Raw genomic sequence first — 18077 nt, 5'->3', positions numbered from 1 at the left:
GGCGCACGGCCTCGGTGAGCTGGCCGCCTTCTTCGTAGCCGACGTAGCCGGGCCTATTCCGGCGCGGAGCGCCGGAATTCGGTCCGTATTTGAATTCGCGGAGCGAATTCCCCGCCCCCGGAATGGAGCGCAGCGCAATTCCGGATTCGGTCGCAGACCGAATGGGAGAGTGCGGAGCACTCGAATTCTCTTCGAATTCGAAAACCGCTCGCCGCTGAAATTCGAGAAATCCAATTCGACCTTTCGCGGTAATTCCGAAGGAATTACACGTTTTTGAAAGGGCGGCTCAATTCGTTTTGGATCTTTGGCGCCGAGAAAATTCGGGCTTTTATCCGCCCGCCGGTTCGATCACTTTCTGTGGCGTTCCGGGTGTCCGCTCTCGCATGTTTGCCCAGTTCAGAGGGTGTTACCGCCGGTAGTAGTGGCCGTTAGTTTTCGTCGGAGCGCGCGAATTCGCCCACTACCTTACCGGGTGGTGGGCGAATTCGGAGGAGGTAATTCGAGGGTTAGACAGCCGCGATGATGAGCGCGGCGACGCCGAGCCAGAGCATGTGCCAGCTCTGGTCCAGCGCGTAGGCGCCGGTCCCGAGGGTCGCCGCCGGGGTGCCCTCCTCGGTTACCGGGTGCGCCGGGTGGGCGCCGGTCCCGAGGCTGTAGAACTCAGCCTTTCCGCAGGTCGCAGCCAGTTTCGCCAGCGTGGTGCGGCGGTCGGCCCAGTAGTGCGAGGCCGCGTCGACCGAGAGGCCGGCCACCAGGCCCAGCGCGGTCACGGACAGCCCGAGGACCAGGGCGACGGGGGCGAGGACGGCGGCCTTCGTGAGGGTCAGGCCCAGGACGTGCCGACCGCAGGCGAGGCGGCCGGACCAGCCGGGCAGGCCCTTCGTGGCTGCCTGGCACGAGGACTGGACCCAGTGGTCGCCCACGGTGTGCCCGACGTACAGGGCGATGAACACGGCGGCGAACAGGGCGGCGGTGTCGGTCATGATGGGGATCTCCTGGTCTGGTGACGGGTCGGGAGGACGGGGCGGCCGTGCGCCTGCCAGTGAACGGCCGCCCCCGCTCGGATCAGCTCTGGGTCGAGGTGCTCTCGTCGGCGGCCTCCAGCTCGGTCACGAGGAAGCCGAGGACGTCCGCGAACATCTCCTCGCCCCGCGGCTTGCCGCTCAGGCCGCGCAGGTTCAGGGAGCCGTCCCGGGCCTCCGCCATCACCTCGCCCACCTTCCCGACCAGGTCGGTGCGGTCGGCCAGCGGCCCCGAGACTCCGGTGATGCGGACCCGCTGGCCGATGACGAAACCGCCGGCCACCTTCGTGCCGGTCGTGTACGGCGAGACCCCTTCGTCGGTCGGGGTGCCGAAGAACCCGTCGGTGGGCGTCACGACGTGGCTGCGGTGGATGCGGAAGGCGTCGTCGTCGGCCGTGGTGACGATCGGGTCGCCCTGGCGAGCCGTGTGCCCGCAGGCCCCGCAGTGCTCGCGCTCGGGGCCGCCAGCGGTCGCCCAGAGCTCCCACGAGGTCTCCGGGCGGTTGATGACCGCGTTGCGCCGGGACTGCGCGGTCGACTTCGCGACGTCCATCGCCATCGCCAGGTCACCGATGCTCCCGCCCAGCTCCTGGTGCAGCCGGACGGCGGCGTCGCGCACGCCCTGGAGGCGGGGCAGGAGTCGGTGGTCCAGGTCGTTCAGGACGGTGTAGAGGCTCTGCGGGGTGACGTCCTGGGGGGCCTGCTCGCCCCGCTCGTTCTGGCCGGTCCGGAGCAGGGCGAGGGCCCACAGCGCGGTGTCGAACCAGTCCGCGAGGATGCTGGCCTCGGCTCCGAGGGCCTTCGCCTCGCCGGGGGTGAGGCTGATCGTGATGTCCAGGCCGCCGCGGATCGCGTCGGCGCCGCTGCGGAAGCTGGGGTTGGGGGTCTGGGTGTTCGTCACGGTGACTGTCTCCTGGTGGTCGGTGGATCAGGGCTGGAGGTAGCGGGCGGCGACGTCCACGAACCGGTCGTGAGCGACCAGCGCGGCTTCCCGGGCACGGGTCAGGTCGTCGGTGCTGGTGGATGCGTCGCGCATGGCGTAGGTGGCGGTCACCATCGAGTCGGCGGCCTCGCGGACGGCCGGGTCGGTGACGTGCAGGCGCAGGGCGACCAGCGGTCGGGTCACGGCGGACCGGGTGCTGTGGCTGCGGGCTCGGAGCTCCCGGACGCGGTCGTCCGGGTCGCCCTTCAGCCGGGCCTCGCCGCGGACCCACATCGCGGTGCGGTGGTCGCTGATCGCGACGGCAAGCGCGGTGATGGCTTCGAGCTGGGCCGCGCGGTGCTGCTCGCGGCGGGCGGTCTTTTCGGTCCGGCCGGCGGACGCGTGCTGGAACAGGCCGGTCACGATCGAGCCGAGCAGGGTTCCGGCGATGGCTAAGACGGTGGCGAGCAAGTCGGTCTCCCCGAGTCGGAAGGGGTACGAACCTTCGTACCCACACCCCAAAGGTACGAAGGTTCGTACCCCCCGTCAAGAGGCAGTCATGAACTCGCGGGTTCACGGACTCATGACGTCACTAGGTCGCCGCTGCAACGTGCAGCACGGGCCATGCTGCACGGTCCTTTACACAGGTCAGGGCCGCAACGCCGTGCAGCGTTACGGCCCTGATGCAGCGAGGGAACTACTCGGTCGGAGGACGGCAGACGTCGCAGAACTCGCCCTGGACGCCGTGGCGGACGCGGCACTCCCGACAGGCCCGCCACTCGCAGGTGAGGCACTTCGAGAAGCCCTCGATGTCCTCGAAGTACAGGACGGTGTGGTCCGCGTCGTAGCCGTGCGCCGTCTGCCTGCCAGACGGAGAGCGGTAGCTCACCGCAGCCGCCGAAGCAGGGCCCGCCTGGTCGCCTCGTGCTCCCGGGCAAGCCGCAGCACCTCGCGGAACACCTCGGCCTTGTCGAGGTTGCGCCGCTGGGCCGCGAGCCGCAGTTCGAGGACGAACTGGTCGACCTCCGCCGACTCCTCCGGGTCGAACCGGATCGTCGTCGGGATCGCGTCGGCAGCAGCAGGCGGCGGGCGCCGGCCCCCGCGCGTCCGCCCCGGCCGGGGCGGCGTGGTCGGCGGCTCGTGCTCCTGGTCGTGCCCCTCCTCCGGGACCGGGTCCTCCCCGCCGCCCCGGCCGCCGACCTTCAGCGGCCCCGTCTTCGGGGTCAGCTTCGGCGGCGCCAGCGGTGAGGACGACGCCGGGATGTTCCGCTCCTTGGGCGGGTTCACGCGGCCGGCACCTCCTTCACGAACCGCTGGGCCAGGTTCTCGAACACCGCCCGCACCTCGTGACTGTCGCTCGCCTCGTCCAGCGGCTGTGCGTACTCGTCGGCGTTGGTGATGAGCGAGCGACGCGGGACGACGCCCCACACCTGCTCACCGAAGATCTGACGCGCCCCGGCGAGCTGCCCGACGTGCGCCCCGATGCGCATGTCGTAGCCGCCCACGACGACCCCCAGGAAGCTCAGCTCCGAGTTGCCCAGGTCGTCCCCGGAAGCCGCCACGAAGTCCCGGTACCTCACCGCGGCCTCGATGCTGTCGTACTCAGGCTCCGTGCTGGCCAGGGCGAAGTGAGCGGCCCCCAGAGCCATCTGGGTCAGGTGCCCGAGCGAGGGCGGGCAGTCGATCAGGACGTAGTCGAGAGCGTCGTCCGTGCCCTTCAGCGCCTTCGCCAGCCGCCGCCAGGCGCCCTTCATCCCGGCCTCGGTCGCCCGGTCCTCCAGGGTGTACCGGGCGGGGATCAGCCTGATCCGCTCCGCGTACGGCGTTGTCCAGCCGATCGGCTGCCAGACTTCGGCGGCCTGGCCGTCGTAGACGACCTTCGGCGGGGTGCTGCTGTACTCCACTGCCTCAGCGGCGGTCAGTTGCGGGGCCTCAGGGTCGTCCTTCCACCCCAGCCGCCGCGACGCGTTGCCCTGCGGGTCGAAGTCGACCACGCCGACCCGCTTCCCGCTCTTGGCGAGGGCTTCGGCCAGGCGCACGGCCAGGGTCGACTTCTTCGCCCCGCCCTTGTTGTTGCCGATCGCCACGCGTGTCGCCATCGGTCCTCCTTCGTCGGTGTCGTCGGAAGCGTAGAGGCTGGCTCGTGGCCCCACGAGGCCGCGGGGCCGCGCCACCACCAATGGGTGACCCGAAAGCCCTCGTGCATCTCCTTATGGGTATGTGGAGCCGGAAAGGTGTAGCCCCTGTAGCCCCTGTAGCCCCGCCGCAGGTCAGGGGCCTGTTTTGCGGGGCTACAGAGGTAGCCCCGGGGTAGCCCCCGGGTGTAGCCCCCCGCGTTAACTGCCCTGGAGAGGCCCTGTCGCGCCCTCTGTCGCGCCACGCTGAAGGGCAGGGGTTTCGGTGTCTCAGCCCAGCTCACAGCACGCGACAGGACCCCACGCGACAGGGCGGCGCGACAGAGGGCGCGACAGGCCAGAGGGCCCCCGCCGGATGTCGGCGGGGGCCCTCTGGAAGGGGTGCGGGTCAGCGCCCGCCGTCGGCCTGGAACGCCTCGCACTCGTCGGGCCAGTGGTTCTTCCACTCGTCCAGCGGGACGTCGGGACGGCTGATCCGGATCTCCCCGCAGCCGCTGCACCGCGCGGCCGTGGTGCCGGCCGGAAGCGAGGCCCGAACGTCCTCCGAGAGGACGTCCAGGCCGACCGGCTCCGCACGCGGCCCGTGGCAGACCGGCGCCATCAGCAGAAGCACGGTCTTCAGCGACGTGTCGCAGTCGTCGCGGTCGAAGGCCACGGAGGACGCCAGCGCGCCCGCCTGGCCGGGCAGCGGCATCGAGGGGAACCGCGGACCGTGGAACGCCTCCGAGCCACCCTCGAAGGCGGCGGCGTACTGGTGGAGGTCTTCCGCGTACGCCCCGCCGTGGTCGTCGGTCACGGTGACGTCGTGCTCGCGAGAGTGCCAGGCGAAGCTCAGCAGCAGGCACGCCCGCGTCTCGGGTTCGGCCTCGGCCCAGCGGCGGCGAAGGTCGCTGTCGGCGGCGGCCTCCTGGACGTCGCCGTCGTACTCCTCGGCCAGGGCCTCCCGCAGGTCCAGGGTGACGTCGGCGATCTGCATGGCGACACCCAGGGGGTGCTGGGCTGCGGCCATCTGGTCGAACGCGTTCATGGTGTTTCTCCTTCGTCGGTGGGGCGATGTTGGCTCATCCTGCCGCCTGCCGGTGGCTCTATGGCGGGGATTCAGTCGATTAGGTGACCCCGTGGCCTCGTGACGTCACGAGGCCACGAGAGGGGCCCGCACGGCGAGCGTGCAGGCCCCGGCGGATCAGTTCCAGGAGACGTTCTCGACGTTCGAGGCTGCGGTGTCGATCTGGCTCGCGACCGGCATGTTCCACCCGTCCGCAACGAGCTGCGCGCACTCGGTCCAGTTGTTGGCCTCGTAGGCGAGGATGAACGCCTTCGCCTTGTTGCCGCTCAGCGTGGCGTTCATCTGCCCGTACCAGTCGTTCTGGGAGATCCTCCAGTCCCCGTCCGCCGTCGCCTCGATGCTGGACGGGAACTGTCGCTCCTTCTCACCGGCCGGACCCGCCGGGCCCCCGCCGCCCCCGGCTTCCTCGCCCCCCTCGGCAGGCGCCGACGGAGGGGCGGCCGGGGGAGCCGACGGAGGGGCAGACGGTGCGGAGGGCGGTGCCTCCGGGGCCGGGGCGGGAGCCTTCTCCTTCTTCCCCTTGCCCCGGCCGAACAGCCGACCCAGCAGCCCCCGCTTCTTCTCGCCGCCGCCCTCGGTGCCGGCCGACGGCTCCGGAGCCTGCGGGGCCGGTGCCGGGGTCGGCGCGGGCGCCTGCTCGGGAGCGGGACCCTGCTCCTGGTCCTTCTTGCCGCCGAGTCCGAACTTCCACCACTTGGCCATGACCGATCACTCCCCACGCTCTGCGGTGTACTGCTCGACTGCGTTGTGGATGAACACCTTGTGGTCCGGGCGGACCTGCTCGAACAGCGGCAGGAAGTCGGCCAGCGGCACGGTGTTCTCCGCCGTCCACTGCCCGCCCTGCGACCCGAGCTTCATGCCGTCCGGCTTCGCCAGCTCGGGGTCGGCCTCGTTGCTGGGGAACCCGGCGGCGTCCACGTTCACGTACAGCGGCGTGACGCCCTGGTCCCGGGCGAAGTCCCGCAGGTTGCGGTACATGTTCGCCGTGGCGTGCGACAGCAGCATGTAGGCCCAGTCCGGCCGCCAGTAGATGTCCTTCGAGTACGCCTCACCCGTGGCGTGGTCGAGGCGAGGCCCCTTGGAGCGGGCGAGGTAGCCGCGGAACGACTGGTACACCGCGCCGTTGATCTGCTTCGCGAACTTCGCGCCCGGACGCCCGGCCTCGGCCGCCGCCACGATGTAGACCCGCGAGTCCTTCACCTTCCGGTAGAAGCCCTCCAGGGCCCGCTTCGAGTCCTGCCACACCCACGCCTCCAGAATCTGGGGGTCCCAGGTGGGCCACAGCTCCTTCAGCAGGTCCATGCTCGGGGTGGCCACCCAGTAGCCGCCCTCCTGGGCCTCCTTGAACACCAGCGGCGGCAGACCCGGCAGCGCGACCGTGCCGGGGATCTCAGCGACGCGCCAGTACCCGGCGAACCGCTTGTCGTACGCGGCCCCCCCGTCCTCGAGGTGGGTCGGCTCCCCGATCCCGAGCCTGACGTTGGAGTACGCGGGCAGCCAGGCCGCCGTCTTGTCGTACTCCTGGATCCAGGCCGCCGCCCGCTCCTCGGGCGTGAAGTCGGCCAGCGGCTTCTCCCAGATCTGCGGGACCATCGCCCAGTTCACGCAGTCCTTGTGCTCCGGGTCGGCCGGAGGCACCATCCGCCGGCGGATCGCGTCGCACGCGACGTCGGGCCGGGACAGGCCGCCCGCGAAGTCCTCGCCCGTCTTGTTCGGGGAGGCGTAGTAGGGAGTGACCTCCGGGGAGTCCTCGCGGCCGTGCCGGGTGGACAGGGTCCACACCATCAGCGCGTCCAGCAGGACTTCCGGCGTCTCCGGTCCGGCCAGGCCCGCCAGCCGTGCCTGACGCGCCTTCTTGATCCGGTCGTCGTAGGCCGGGACCGCGACCGACAGCCGCTCGTCACGCGCCTTGTCGGCCAGGACCAGCGTCATCCAGCAGGACAGAGCCTCGGGCCGCATCGAGGCGATCGGCCCGCCCTCGGTCGGCGTCGCCCACTCGTGAGCGACCGGGGTCTGGGCTCCGATCCGGCGCACGTACTCCGTCGGACCCAGGCCCTTCGCCTCCCGCTCCTGCGCGACACCGAGGGCCTGGCGCTCCTTGAGGGTGGGCAGGCCCATCGGCTTCATGGCCTCCTCGTGGACGTACAGGGTCTTCAGCCCATACGCCTGCATGAGCGCCGGGACCTGGTCGACGTGGTCCGGCACCGGTACGTGTACCGGCTCGTGGTTGGGCAGGAACAGCCGGCCATTGCCCAGCACGCCGAACCGCAGCGCGGACGACGTCTTCCCCTTCGCCTTCGCCACCAGGTCCGCCCACTCCTGGTCGGTCACCGCGGCGACCGCCGCCGGGAACACCGCCGTCGTGGTGGCCTCGTGAGCCCGCGAGGCCGTGGCCTCTTCAGCCGGGGCGGCCTCCTGGTCGGGGAACTCGAAGGGCAGCGGGGTAGGACCCGCAGCCCCGGTAGCCCCATCGCTGGCCGGGGCCTGGTCGTCCGGGGCTACCGGACCCTCGCCGGGGTAGCCCCCGGGTGCAGCCCCGCCCGGGAACTGCCCGCCGTCGTCGTCCGGCTCGTCCGGGGCGAACAGCTCGGCCGCCCGCTGGACGTTGAAGCAGTGCATCCGCTCACCCAGGCCCGCGCCCCGGATCTCCTTCGGCAGCTTGCGCTGCACGTTCCGGCCCGCGTTGCGCAGGTGGACACCGAGCCCGTGGAGCTCCCGCAGCGCGGCCGACAGGTTGTCGATCCCGGCCTGTACGGCGGCCTCCTGGACGACGGGGTTGATCACCCACCACTCGTTCGTGTCCGGGTTGAAGAACCCGCGCAGCCGCCGGAAGCCCTCCTCGGCCACGGTCGGCAGCTTGTCCATGTCGGGGAACGCGGACTTCTCGATCCGCAGCGCGTCCAGCGCCTCCCACAGCTTCTCGTGGTCGGAGACGTTGTTCTCGGCCGCGACCTTGATGGCGGCCTGGAGGCGGGCGGCGGCCTCGCGCTCCGCGACCTCTCCGAGCGTCGGTACGCCGATTGCCTGCCCGAGCATGTGGGCGCCGACGACCCAGGCCATGTGCATCTCCGCGATGGTCCCGGCGATGCCGCCCTGGGCCGGGCGGTGCTTCGCGCACAGCTCCAAGTGGAACTTCTTCAGCTTGGCCAGGTTCTCCGCCCGGTACATGCCCTTGCGGATCGCCCACTCCAGCGGCCAGCCGCCGAACTCCTTCGCCAGCCGCTTCAGCCGCTTGGAGACGTGCTCCGCACCACCCAGGCCGGGGGCGGCCGGGCCGCCGTCGGAGTCCACGAACTTGTTCGGGAAGAACGGCGCGGACACCTCGTGCAGCCGCGAGGCCAGGTCTTCCGTCTGGCCCGTGAACTTCAGCGGCTCGTTGCTCGTCGAGAACGCAGCCGAGTTCCAGAACCCGTCCGACTCCTTCGGGGAGCCGTCGGCGCTGCCGATGGAGCGCTGCGCGCCGGCCACGTACTGGCTGATCTCCCGGGACGACTCCTTGATGGAGCGGCCCGAGCTGCTGTGCTCATCCATGCCCAGCGGCAGGAAGCCCCGCAGCCGGAGGGTCTGGCCGATGCCCTGCTTGCTCGCATCCCAGCTGATGAGGATGCGCTGACGCCGGGGCTTGATGTCCCCGAAGCACGCGCACGACACGGTGAGGATGGTGCTCTTGCCCTGCTGGCCGGGACCGTAGGCGTTGAGCATGTGCGGCAGCACGTCCAGGGCGTCCAGGACGGGCCCGGCGAACATGAAGCCCATGCACAGCGCGGACTTCCCGCAGTCGCAGGCCCAGGCGCCGATCTCGTCCCATGCCTCCCGCGCGGCCTTCTCCTCGCCCCGCAGTACGCGGTACCCGAGGGTCTGCGCGTCAGCCTCCGGGAAGATGAGGTCCCCGGCCTCGTTGTAGTAGGTCCGGGCGGGGACGATCGGGGCCTTGTCGCCCTCCTCGCGGATCAGCCGCGCGAACGCGTGCTTCTCGTCGTTGCCCGTCGGCCGGCGGGCACCCAGCTTGGCTGCCCAGGTGCCACGGTCCAGCTCGTCTTCGGTCAGGATGCGCGGGCGTCGCTGCCGCTTCCCCTTGGCCAGGTACTCGGTGCGGATGTCCTCGCCGTCGTCGGTCAGGTGGGTGATGGTGGACACGACCTTGGGAACCTGGCCGATGGTCAGGGGGGTGTCCTCGGGGTTCTGCCGGTGCAGGATCATCCGATCCCCCTCGCGGTAGAACCAGCCCCGCTTCATGCCCGCGATCGGGCGGCATCCCGCCGGGGTTCCACCCCGTTCGAGGTTCGAGACCGAGCCGCGGCGACGGGGCCGGGGGGCCTCTCCGTCGGGGGTCGGAGTCTCGGTGGACTGGTGGGTCACGTGTGCCTTTCCAGCCCACCAATAGGTGTGATCAGCAGCGCCGGGGGGAGAAATCTCCCTGGCACTGCCTTACACTCCCAGGTGGGCTACTACTCAAGGCCAACGCGAACCCGCTTACCGGATTTCGACCCCTCACCTGGTTTCGACGCCAGAGAGGGTCCGGGGCGGGTTTTCGCGTTGACCGGCCGTTGATCTTGAAGTTGTGCCGGTCAGCTTACGCTCATGACCGGACAAGACGGACCGGTCATATTTGCTGGTCAGGGTTACAGAGTTGCGGGCTGTCGCCCTGTCACGGGACGCAAAGCCCGGTGCTTGTTGAGGATGAGCGAGGACGGACGCTGAGCCAGCCAGCCGGACTTCCGATGCGAGGGCGACTCGGTCCTGACGTGCTCGAACCCCAGGCGCTCGTAGTAGTTCTGGAGACCCGTGGCTGTACGCCAGCAGTCGATGCGGACCCACTCGCGACCCTCCAGGGCGGCAATCCGGCAGGCCCAGTCCAGGACCATGCTGCCGAGGCCTGACCCGGCGGTGTCCCGCCGCACCATCAGCTTGTACAGGTAGAAGGCGGACTCGGGCTGATCCTCGTCGTTCCAGAAGTCCATGTCGGCTGGCCCCCGGCTGACGGTGCCGACAATCTGGTCGGTCGCTTCGCTGCGGATCAGCCAGGTGCGGCCGTCCCGGATCGTTGCCACCCACTTCGTGATGGCTTGTGCACCAATCTCCCGGTCTGACCACTGATCAGAGCCTTTAGCCCTCAGCCAGTTCTCGGCCTCGGTGCGGAGCTCCATCAGGGTGGCCACATCGGCGGTGCTGGCGGGGTGGATCACGTACATGGGTCAGACCTCCAGCTCGTAGACCAGGCGGTGTCGGTCCCCAGGGGCGATGGTGACCATCACGCGTACAGGTCCCGACTCCCCGTAGCCGATGCGGACATGTTCCGCGACAGGTGTGCCGGGCGGGAGGTCTAGGCGGTCCGACTCTTCCGGATCTGGCATCCGAACGGTGATTTCGTCGCGTACGTGAACCTGCGGGTGCCCGATGGAGGCGAGAATGCCGCCCGGCATGGCGACGTCCCCTTCCTGCATGAGGGGCGTCCCCTCGGCAACGGCCATCGGGAAGCTACTCGTTGAGAGCTGGTAGGGCTGGCCGTCGACGGTACGCAGGCGGATGCGGTGCACGACGTCGCTCCCGACCGGGACCTGGAGCCAGGCGGCAACCTGCTCGCTCGCGGGAGCGGTCTCGACAGTGACGTGCTGGGCCGGTTCGCGGCCGGCGTCGCGGATGGCGGTTGACCAGTCGTCACCAGCCGAAGAGTCGCGACGCCTTCCGCGCTCGAACTTGGTCAGGTTCCACACGATCGGGCGCGTGGACCGGACCCGGCGCCGGCCGCCCTGCTCACCGATCACGAGCCCTTCCGACTTGAGGATGTCGAACCCCGCGCCCACGGTCTTCGGCGTTACGCCGAACTGTTCGGCCAGCTCACGGCTGGTGGGCAGAACGTCGCCGGGCTGGAGGACGCCGGTCCTGATCTGGCGTCGGAGGTCGTCGGCGATGGCTCTAGCCGTCATGCGGCGGGCGGGTGTTGAGGTCATGGGCGGAAGAGTACACCGATCACGGAGTTGAGTACACAACTCGCCGCCACCTGAGTGACAGTCAGGGTCTGTTAGGTACATAAGACTTGACGGTCGATTACCTAAGCGCTTACGGTCAGTGCTGTCGCCAGAACTTGAGTACCTAAGTTTGGTGATGCGAGAACGCAAGCGGCCCCGCTTCGGCGCGCAACACCGAAAACGGGGCCTGAGACCGACTCCCGACTGACGCACAGAAGGGAACCGATCCTGTGACGGATCGTACTGAGTACCAGCGTTCCATCCGACTCCCGCAGACCGCGTCGCCCTCCATCTGGCTCGCCACCTCCGACGGCCTGGTGTTCATCGACACCATCGCCGTGGAGCGGGCGATGAACGGCGACCGCAAGGGCTGGACCCTCACCGCCGACGAGGCCCGCTACGCGGCCCAGGTCATGTTCGAGCACCACGTGCCCTACTCCGTGGTGGCCGCTCGGGTGGGCCGTTCCACGGACACGCTCCGGGCCTGGTTCCCCGAGCACGTGGTGCCGGCCACGCCTCGACTCGCTCGCCCCGGCACCCGCACACGCCCCGGCGTCGAGTGCGGCACGCCCCGCGGCTACCGCGCCCACCACCGCCGCAAGGAGACGCCCTGCGAGCGCTGCAAGGGCGCGAACGCGGCGGCGGACCGCCGCTACCGGCTTACCGGCACCTCCAAGGTCCCCTCGGAGGTAGCGGCATGATCCAGGACCCCGCCGCCGCCGACGCCCTGGCCCGCGCCCAGGAAGCCGCCCGCGCCGCTGCCGAGGCCGCCGCCGCTCGCGCCGCCGCCGAGGCCGCCCGGACCCCGCAGGGCGGTGAGCGGTCGTGAAGTTCCTGCGCCGCACCGAGAAGCAGTCCGACGACCACGCCCGCACCGGCCGCCTGCTGGACGGCCTGGAGACCGCCTACGCGGTCCGCACCGGCGACCCGGTCGACGGCGGCCCCCTGACCGACTTCGAAGAGGTCGTCCTGGAGGGCGCGATGCCGCTGCCCGGCGACCCGTACCCGCCCGCCGGCCACACCTACCCGAGGAAGGGCTGACCCCGCATGGGCAAGCCGAACACCCGCCAGCTCGACCGCCAGATCCGCGAGTCCGAGTCCCGCCTTCGGCGCATCCGCAACGGCGAGATCAGCGCCCTGTCCGGGGGCGAGCAGGCCCGCGCCTTCCTGCACATCGGCCGGGGCGTGCGCCGGGTCGTCCGTGGCAAGTCCACGGCCGCCCCGGACCGCGCCGTCGACCGCGTGTTCGCGGACGCCGAGGAACGCGTCGCCGCCGAACTCGCCGCCGCCCGCAGCGCCCGCCAGACCGTCATCAACGAGGCCGCCGCCGCCACGGTCGCCAAGAAGTCGTCGGGATGGTGGTGACGATGCCGAGCCAGAAGGCCACGAACCCGCCGCCCGGCGAGTGCCGCCAGTGCTGGCTGCACGCCCACGACAGCCGTGCCCAGCACGCGCACCTCGGCCCGCGCGAGGACTGCCCGGCCTGCGTCGACCACATGGTCAACGGCCACGGCAACATGATCGTCCCGGGCTCGCGGCGGTGGTTCTGATGCGGACCCTGATCGCGCTCCCCGTGTTCTACGTCGTCTCCCGCGCCCCGCAGCTCGGTGCGCTCCTGGTGGCCGGCGGCCTGGTCGGCCTCCTCACCCAGAGCGGCATGCCGATCGCCTCCGGGCTCCTGGTCCTGGCCGTCGCCCTCCTCGGCTCCCTCGCCGTGGGCCTCGCCTGCGCCCTGCCCCTGCTGGCCACCACCAACGGCGGTCGCCGCGCCGTCCGGGACGCCTGCTGGGAGGCCGCCGACGACGTCGCGGACTGGGCCGGATGGGAGACCGGACCACCGAACCCGTGACCTGTCCGCTTCCCGTGGTGGGCTCGTGGACCCACAAGCCCACGAGCCCACCACACCCCGACGACCAGCCAAGGAGGTGACCGACGTGAAGTTCTACGACCCGACCGGCGAGACGTTCGGCATCCCGACCTACCCGCGCCGCCTCGCCCCCGAGGGCCTGGCCACGCGCCGCCAGCTCCGCGCCCGCGGCCTCCGCCCCAACGGCCAGGACGTCGTCGCCCAGATCCTCTGGCACGGCCGGCGCGACCCGCTCACCCGGGTCCGCCCGATCCGCGCCGCCTACCTCTACCGCATCGACCTGGCCGCCCCCGTCCGGCCGATGACGCCGGGCCGGATGCGCGCGGTCGCCGCCATGATGCGCGCCCGCCGCACCTGCCCCGACTGCCACGTCACCTACGACTTCGTGATCCCGACGTCCCTCGGCTGCTGCCCGGGGTGCGCCGATGACCCGGCCGCCCTCGCGGCGTGAAGGAGAGACCCGCCATGAACCACGAGATCCAGCACTACGAGCCCCAGCCGCTGCCCGCCGTCCCGCCCGGCATGACCGTCGCCTACACCCCGCAGGGCCAGCCGGTCTACATCCCCCAGACCCAGCAGCCGCCCGTCGTCGTCCCGATGCCGTCCCAGCCGATCCCGGCCTGGCTCCGCAACGCGCTGATCGCCGCCGTCGGCCTCCTGATCCTGTGCACCCCGGCCACGGTCCTCCTGGTCGTCGCCGCCCCGGCCGTCATGGCGATGGGCCAGGGCCTCGCCTACAGCGGCATCGGCGTCGGCATCGGCGTGATCGGCGTCGCCGCCGCCATCAAGAGCCTGCGCGAGACGCCCCGCCCCGCGAAGAAGAAGTGACCCGCCCCCACAGCTTCGTGACGTCGCGAGCCCACCACGCCACGACGTCACCACCGACCGAGAAAGGCAGCCCCACGATGGAGAACACCCAGCTCCGGGAACTCACGAAGGTCCAGCGCTACCTGCTCATCGGCACCATCGTGCCGATCCTCGCCGTCGGCGTGATGGGCGGCGTCGGCACCTACACCAACCTCTCCCACGTCTACGGCAAGGGGACCGCGCTCGGTGCCCTCGCGGCCGGTGAGGGCGCCACCGCCGTCATGGCGATGATCCTGCTCATCACCACCGCCCTCGGGCAGTCCGCGCCCCGCCCGGTCCGCGCCGGCCTCTGGCTCCTGCCGATGGCCGCCGCCGCGATGGGCGCCACCGCAGCCGAGGGCCTGGGCCAGACGATCGTCTACGCCCTCACCCCGATGGCCATCACCGCGTCCGCCGAAGGTCTCGCGTTCCTGACCCGCCGCGTGGTCATCCACCAGGTCGGCCGCGACGTCGAGGCCCAGGCCCGCGCCGCCGCCGTCCTGAAGGACCTGGCCTACCACCAGGCCGTCGCCGCCGGACACCCCGACGAGAAGACCCGGAACAAGGCCGTGAAGACGTCCTGGAAGCTGGCCCGGAAGGTCGGCGTCGGTGACCCGTCCCTGGCCGCCGACCTGATGGACGTCCAGCGCGACCGGATCGGCAAGAGCGCCGACATCGCCCTGGAGCGGATGTTCACCCCGGGCCTGTCCACCACCGCCCCCGCCCTCCCCCCGGCGTCCGCCGACACGGCCCCCGCCATCCTTCCCGCGTCCGCTGATGACGCCACGAGCCCGCGCACCCACGAGTCCACCATCCACGCGGACACGAACGGATATCCGACCGACACCAGTTCTGACCAGGAGGAAAGCGCCGCGAGTGTCCGCCCGGCCCTGAAAGTCGTCCGCGACGCGAAGGCCAAGGGCAAGTCCATGCGCGCCGACGTCCGCGAAATGGTCGCCAGCGGCGTGCAGGACGTCCGCCACGTGGTCGACGCCATCGCCACCCGCCACGGCCGCAACGCCGACGACAAGGCGTTCCAGGCCACCGTCGGCAAGTACGTCCGCGAGGCCAAGGCGGACATCCCCAAGGACGACCACGCCTCGGGCCAGTACCTCTAAAAGATCTTCCGCCGGAATGTCACACGGCGGCCCAAAAACAGACCTTTACAGAGTGAGAGGCCAAGATCCCGGACGCCCTCCGCAGGCGTCCGGGACGGACTGTCAGACCCACCCGGAATGATCGCCCACCAGGGCGTTCCTCGGGGGATTCGCTCGCCCGGCAGGCTCCTCCTGCCAGAGACTCACCTGCCGGGCTGCGGGCCCCCCTCCTGAGTACGAGGGGAACTCGATGCACATCCTCGCCGCCGCACTCGCGGCGCACACCGAAGCCCCGCCCAACCCGTCGGACCCCGGCTGGTTCGGCACCGCCTGGAACTGGTCCGGTGAGCACCTCCCCGGCGGCAACCTGACCACCATCGGCGCCCTGTTCGTCCTCGGCCTGCTGGCCGACGGAGCGAGCAAGAAGGCCGGCACCACCAAGACGGACTGGCGCAAGCCCGGCCAGGCCGTCGTCGGCGGCTTCAAGAAGCTGTTCGGCAGCATCCGCGCCCTGGCCCTCGCCGTCTGGGCCGTCCTGCGCTTCTACGGCGGCCGGGAGCTCCGGGGAGAGCCCCGCAGCACCGCGACGTTCCTGCGCGCCGGCACCCCGCTCGACCGCCCCGCCGTCGCCCAGGCCGTCTCGATGGCCTCCGTCGCCGCCGCCGCACCCAAGGTGAGCCTGGTCAAGCCCGTGCGCCGCCAGCCCAGCCCCTGGGCCCGCAACGCCGCCGCCTGGCTCAACGCCTACCGGGGCCAGGGCGCCGCAGCCCTGGACTGGGCCGTCCGTGCGGCCCTGTGGAGCGCTCGCACGGCCGGGAGGGTCTGGCGCTTCCTGCGGGCCATCTGGCGCGGTCTCACGGCCGCCTACGGCTTCACCGCGCCCATCGTCGTCACCCTCGCCCGCACCCTGCGGAGCTGGCACTGCTGGCCGTACGCCGCCCGCGGCCTGACCCGCCTGGTCCTCACCGCCGCCCTGGTCGGCCTCGCCGTCCCGGCCTGGCGCGTCTGGACCATCGTGGGCCTGGTCCTGGTCGCCGCCGGCGCCTGCGTCCTCGCCCACCGCTACCGCCCCCGCCCGCCCGGCGACGACGCCGTCTACGGCCCCCGCATCTGGGTCATCCTGCGCGAAGACCTCGGCCTGCCCGAGGACGAACCGCGCGCGAACTGGCTGCTCCTGCCCGAGCGCCTGGCCGACCCGGACGCCCGGATCGTCATCCGCCTGCCCTGGACCTGGCGCGGCTCCGAGGGCGACCGCGAGAACCTGTCCGCCCTGGTCAACTCCCGCCTGCCGGGGGAGTGGGTCGCCCGGGTCAGCCTGACCGGCGACACCTTCACCGCCGTCTACACCCACAAGCCGCCGCCCAAGCCGCCCGCCCCCGAGCCCACCCCGCCCGACCGCGTCGACTTCTTCGACCCGGAGATCCAGGAGGCCATCGCGAATTGCGAGCGCGGCCAGATCGTCGTCGGCCGCGACGCCTTCGGGCAGATCGTCATCAAGGAGCTGGGCGACGGAGAAACCCCGCACTGGGCCCTGTCCGTCGGCACCGGCGGCGGAAAGTCCGCGTTCTGCCAGATGGTTATCGCCCAGCTCATTGCGCAGGGGTACTACGTTCTCGCCGCCGACGTGAAGCGCGTCAGCGTCGCGAATTACATTGGCGTCGTCGGCTGCTACATCTACAACGACCCGATGAACCCCCAGGACATGCGCGCGGGAATCGACTGGTTCAAGGAAGAAATCGCGGCCCGCTCCGCCATCTCCGAAGCCGACCCGACCGCCGAATTCCCCGGCATCCTGTGCCTTATCGAAGAGGCCAACGAATTCGCGGACGTCTCCCGCGAATGGTGGGACGACAACCGTAAGGCCCGCGCCGACGAATTCGGCCCGGCCGACCGCGCCGCCGACCCCGTTTGGGGCACGGTCGCATCCGGCGCCCGCCTCGGCCGCCACGTCCACGGAAACATTCTCGCGGTATTCCAGGATCTCCGGGACCAGGCATTGGGCGGAAAGGGCCTCCGGAACCTCTTCCGTCTGAAGTTCATGGGCAACTTCAATAAGAACTCCTGGGACAACGTGGTCGGCACCAAGCCCGTCCCGGAATCCATCGACAAGGCCGGGCGAATGATGATTGTGGAGGGCAACGCCCAGTACTGGGTGCAGACCCTCTACGGCACCCCTGAAGCGCTGCGCGACTGGGCCATCGCGGCCCGCGAGCGCACCGGCTTCGTGGAGGGCGCCGGCCTCTACGGCGCCCCGCCCAAGCCCTCCCCGAAGACCCTCCCGCGGCTCCTCCAGGGCGTGTCACGTGACAAGCTCCCCGAAGGGCTCAAGGGGGCCTCTGAGGGGGGTCTGAGCGACGAAACCGCAGGTCGCGGTGTCACGCCCGAGGGCGACGTGACACCCGGCGTGACACCCCAGCGTGACAGGCTGCGGCTGGTCCCCGGGCAGGCCGGCCCCGAGGGCTCCCAGGACCCCCTGGCGGCCCCCGTGCTCCTCAGCGTGGCCGAGCTGGCCCGCGAGATGCAGGCCCGCGGCTACGTCATCGAGGCAGAGCTGATCCGCCAGCACAAGCGGCGCCGCGAGAGCACCGGATTCCCCACCGGAGTCGGTGAGGGGCGCGACGAGAAGTTCACCGTGGACCAGCTCATCGCCTTCTACGAGCAGCGCGGCATCGAAAAGCGCGAGGAAAGCGAGACTGAAGCCGAGCAGGACGACGCCGTCTGACCTGCGGAAACGCGGAAACAGCCCCCTCTATGGAGGGGGCTTTTCCATGCCCAAAACCCGGGGGGAATCACCGAGAAATGCCAACAGTACATAGGGGATTCACGTCTGATGCACGCACCGAAAATGGGGGTTGCGGGCACTGGATTGGGCCTGTATAAACGTTCCTGGAAGGCTTGATAAGGACGTGAATGATCGCCTAGATATCGGGTTCCGAGAATTCAAGAAAGAGGCGAAAATGGCCGAGATCGTGAATTTTGGAAAAGCACTTAAAGGGCCGATGCGCGAAGCGCGAGGCTCTTGGATTTCAATTCAGGGCCGCGCCGATAAACGGCGAGAAACCCCGTCAGAAAGTCGCGAAGCGGCTTTCATAAAGGCCGCTTGCGGCCTCGGATTCCGAATTCGAATTCGCTCCGCGAATTCATGGGCCCGGC

23 protein-coding genes are annotated in these 18077 nt (G+C 70.4%); 12 read left to right on the top strand and 11 right to left on the bottom strand.

The annotated features are described in order from the left end of the window. The coding region (locus IO29_RS39805; protein ID WP_234316399.1) for a hypothetical protein at positions 1-277 on the top strand (277 nt) is incomplete at its 5' end. 229 nt (positions 278-506) lie between these two features. Here the strand turns inward: IO29_RS39805 and IO29_RS30220 are convergent. The 11 genes from IO29_RS30220 to IO29_RS30170 form a co-directional block, all read right to left on the bottom strand. Then, positions 507-983 carry a hypothetical protein gene (locus tag IO29_RS30220; RefSeq protein ID WP_030383212.1) on the bottom strand — a complete coding sequence of 159 codons (477 nt, stop codon included), beginning with the start codon at positions 981-983 and terminating at the stop codon, positions 507-509. A gap of 82 nt (positions 984-1065) precedes the next feature. Beyond that, the gene (locus IO29_RS35795) at positions 1066-1923 is read right to left on the bottom strand and encodes a hypothetical protein (RefSeq protein WP_051708011.1); all 858 of its coding nucleotides are present in this window, start codon (positions 1921-1923) and stop codon (positions 1066-1068) included. Between the two features lie 27 nt (positions 1924-1950). Next, positions 1951-2415 carry a hypothetical protein gene (locus tag IO29_RS30210; RefSeq protein ID WP_030383210.1) on the bottom strand — a complete coding sequence of 155 codons (465 nt, stop codon included), beginning with the start codon at positions 2413-2415 and terminating at the stop codon, positions 1951-1953. Positions 2416-2641: 226 nt separating this feature from the next. Then, on the bottom strand, positions 2642-2833 hold the full coding sequence (locus IO29_RS30205; protein ID WP_030383209.1) for a hypothetical protein: 192 nt from the start codon (positions 2831-2833) through the stop codon (positions 2642-2644). Continuing rightward, on the bottom strand, positions 2830-3231 hold the full coding sequence (locus tag IO29_RS30200) for a hypothetical protein (protein ID WP_030383208.1): 402 nt from the start codon (positions 3229-3231) through the stop codon (positions 2830-2832). Before IO29_RS30200 ends, IO29_RS30205 begins: the two co-directional genes overlap by 4 nt. Beyond that, entirely contained in the window at positions 3228-4043 is an 816-nt protein-coding gene (locus IO29_RS30195; protein WP_030383207.1) for a ParA family protein, read from the bottom strand. The genes IO29_RS30200 and IO29_RS30195 overlap by 4 nt, the downstream gene beginning before the upstream one ends. A gap of 424 nt (positions 4044-4467) precedes the next feature. Beyond that, a complete protein-coding gene (locus IO29_RS30190) occupies positions 4468-5106 on the bottom strand; it encodes a hypothetical protein (protein WP_030383206.1) in 639 nt (212 codons plus the stop codon). 156 nt (positions 5107-5262) lie between these two features. Further along, positions 5263-5847: a hypothetical protein gene (locus IO29_RS38195; protein WP_030383205.1), complete on the bottom strand. Its 585-nt coding sequence runs from the start codon at positions 5845-5847 to the stop codon at positions 5263-5265. 6 nt (positions 5848-5853) lie between these two features. Beyond that, positions 5854-9381 carry a DUF927 domain-containing protein gene (locus IO29_RS30180; RefSeq protein WP_030383204.1) on the bottom strand — a complete coding sequence of 1176 codons (3528 nt, stop codon included), beginning with the start codon at positions 9379-9381 and terminating at the stop codon, positions 5854-5856. Positions 9382-9767: 386 nt separating this feature from the next. Further along, positions 9768-10337, bottom strand: coding sequence for a GNAT family N-acetyltransferase (locus IO29_RS30175; protein WP_063738136.1), 570 nt, complete (start codon positions 10335-10337; stop codon positions 9768-9770). Positions 10338-10340: 3 nt separating this feature from the next. Further along, on the bottom strand, positions 10341-11096 hold the full coding sequence (locus tag IO29_RS30170; RefSeq protein ID WP_030383202.1) for a GntR family transcriptional regulator: 756 nt from the start codon (positions 11094-11096) through the stop codon (positions 10341-10343). A 248-nt stretch (positions 11097-11344) separates the two neighbouring features. On the opposite strand from IO29_RS30170, the gene IO29_RS30165 reads away from it, so the two are divergent. The 11 genes from IO29_RS30165 to IO29_RS39800 all read left to right on the top strand — a co-directional run. Beyond that, positions 11345-11815 carry a hypothetical protein gene (locus tag IO29_RS30165; RefSeq protein WP_030383201.1) on the top strand — a complete coding sequence of 157 codons (471 nt, stop codon included), beginning with the start codon at positions 11345-11347 and terminating at the stop codon, positions 11813-11815. After that, positions 11812-11943 (top strand): hypothetical protein, encoded by a 132-nt coding sequence (locus IO29_RS40130; protein WP_267882005.1) that lies wholly within the window; start codon positions 11812-11814, stop codon positions 11941-11943. Before IO29_RS30165 ends, IO29_RS40130 begins: the two co-directional genes overlap by 4 nt. Then, positions 11940-12155, top strand: coding sequence for a hypothetical protein (locus tag IO29_RS30160; protein ID WP_030383200.1), 216 nt, complete (start codon positions 11940-11942; stop codon positions 12153-12155). The genes IO29_RS40130 and IO29_RS30160 overlap by 4 nt, the downstream gene beginning before the upstream one ends. A 6-nt stretch (positions 12156-12161) precedes the next feature. Further along, positions 12162-12479 carry a hypothetical protein gene (locus IO29_RS30155; RefSeq protein ID WP_030383199.1) on the top strand — a complete coding sequence of 106 codons (318 nt, stop codon included), beginning with the start codon at positions 12162-12164 and terminating at the stop codon, positions 12477-12479. A 2-nt stretch (positions 12480-12481) separates the two neighbouring features. Beyond that, positions 12482-12664 carry a hypothetical protein gene (locus IO29_RS30150; protein ID WP_030383198.1) on the top strand — a complete coding sequence of 61 codons (183 nt, stop codon included), beginning with the start codon at positions 12482-12484 and terminating at the stop codon, positions 12662-12664. Next, a complete protein-coding gene (locus IO29_RS30145) occupies positions 12664-12963 on the top strand; it encodes a hypothetical protein (RefSeq protein ID WP_030383197.1) in 300 nt (99 codons plus the stop codon). The genes IO29_RS30150 and IO29_RS30145 overlap by 1 nt, the downstream gene beginning before the upstream one ends. Before the next feature lie 85 nt (positions 12964-13048). Further along, the gene (locus IO29_RS30140; protein WP_199806971.1) at positions 13049-13432 is read left to right on the top strand and encodes an RRQRL motif-containing zinc-binding protein; all 384 of its coding nucleotides are present in this window, start codon (positions 13049-13051) and stop codon (positions 13430-13432) included. 14 nt (positions 13433-13446) lie between these two features. Then, positions 13447-13809 carry a hypothetical protein gene (locus IO29_RS30135; RefSeq protein ID WP_030383195.1) on the top strand — a complete coding sequence of 121 codons (363 nt, stop codon included), beginning with the start codon at positions 13447-13449 and terminating at the stop codon, positions 13807-13809. 77 nt (positions 13810-13886) lie between these two features. Then, the gene (locus IO29_RS35790; RefSeq protein WP_051708010.1) at positions 13887-14945 is read left to right on the top strand and encodes a hypothetical protein; all 1059 of its coding nucleotides are present in this window, start codon (positions 13887-13889) and stop codon (positions 14943-14945) included. 229 nt (positions 14946-15174) lie between these two features. After that, positions 15175-17646 (top strand): hypothetical protein, encoded by a 2472-nt coding sequence (locus IO29_RS30125; RefSeq protein ID WP_030383193.1) that lies wholly within the window; start codon positions 15175-15177, stop codon positions 17644-17646. 235 nt (positions 17647-17881) lie between these two features. After that, on the top strand, positions 17882-18077 hold a 196-nt coding region (locus IO29_RS39800), incomplete at its 3' end, for a hypothetical protein (protein ID WP_234316398.1).

It is taken from the genome of Streptomyces sp. NRRL F-6676 (genome assembly GCF_000725625.1).
Lineage (GTDB): Bacteria > Actinomycetota > Actinomycetes > Streptomycetales > Streptomycetaceae > Streptomyces.
Note: the sequence above shows the minus strand (reverse complement) of the source record. Positions and strands in the feature narration are given on the sequence as shown.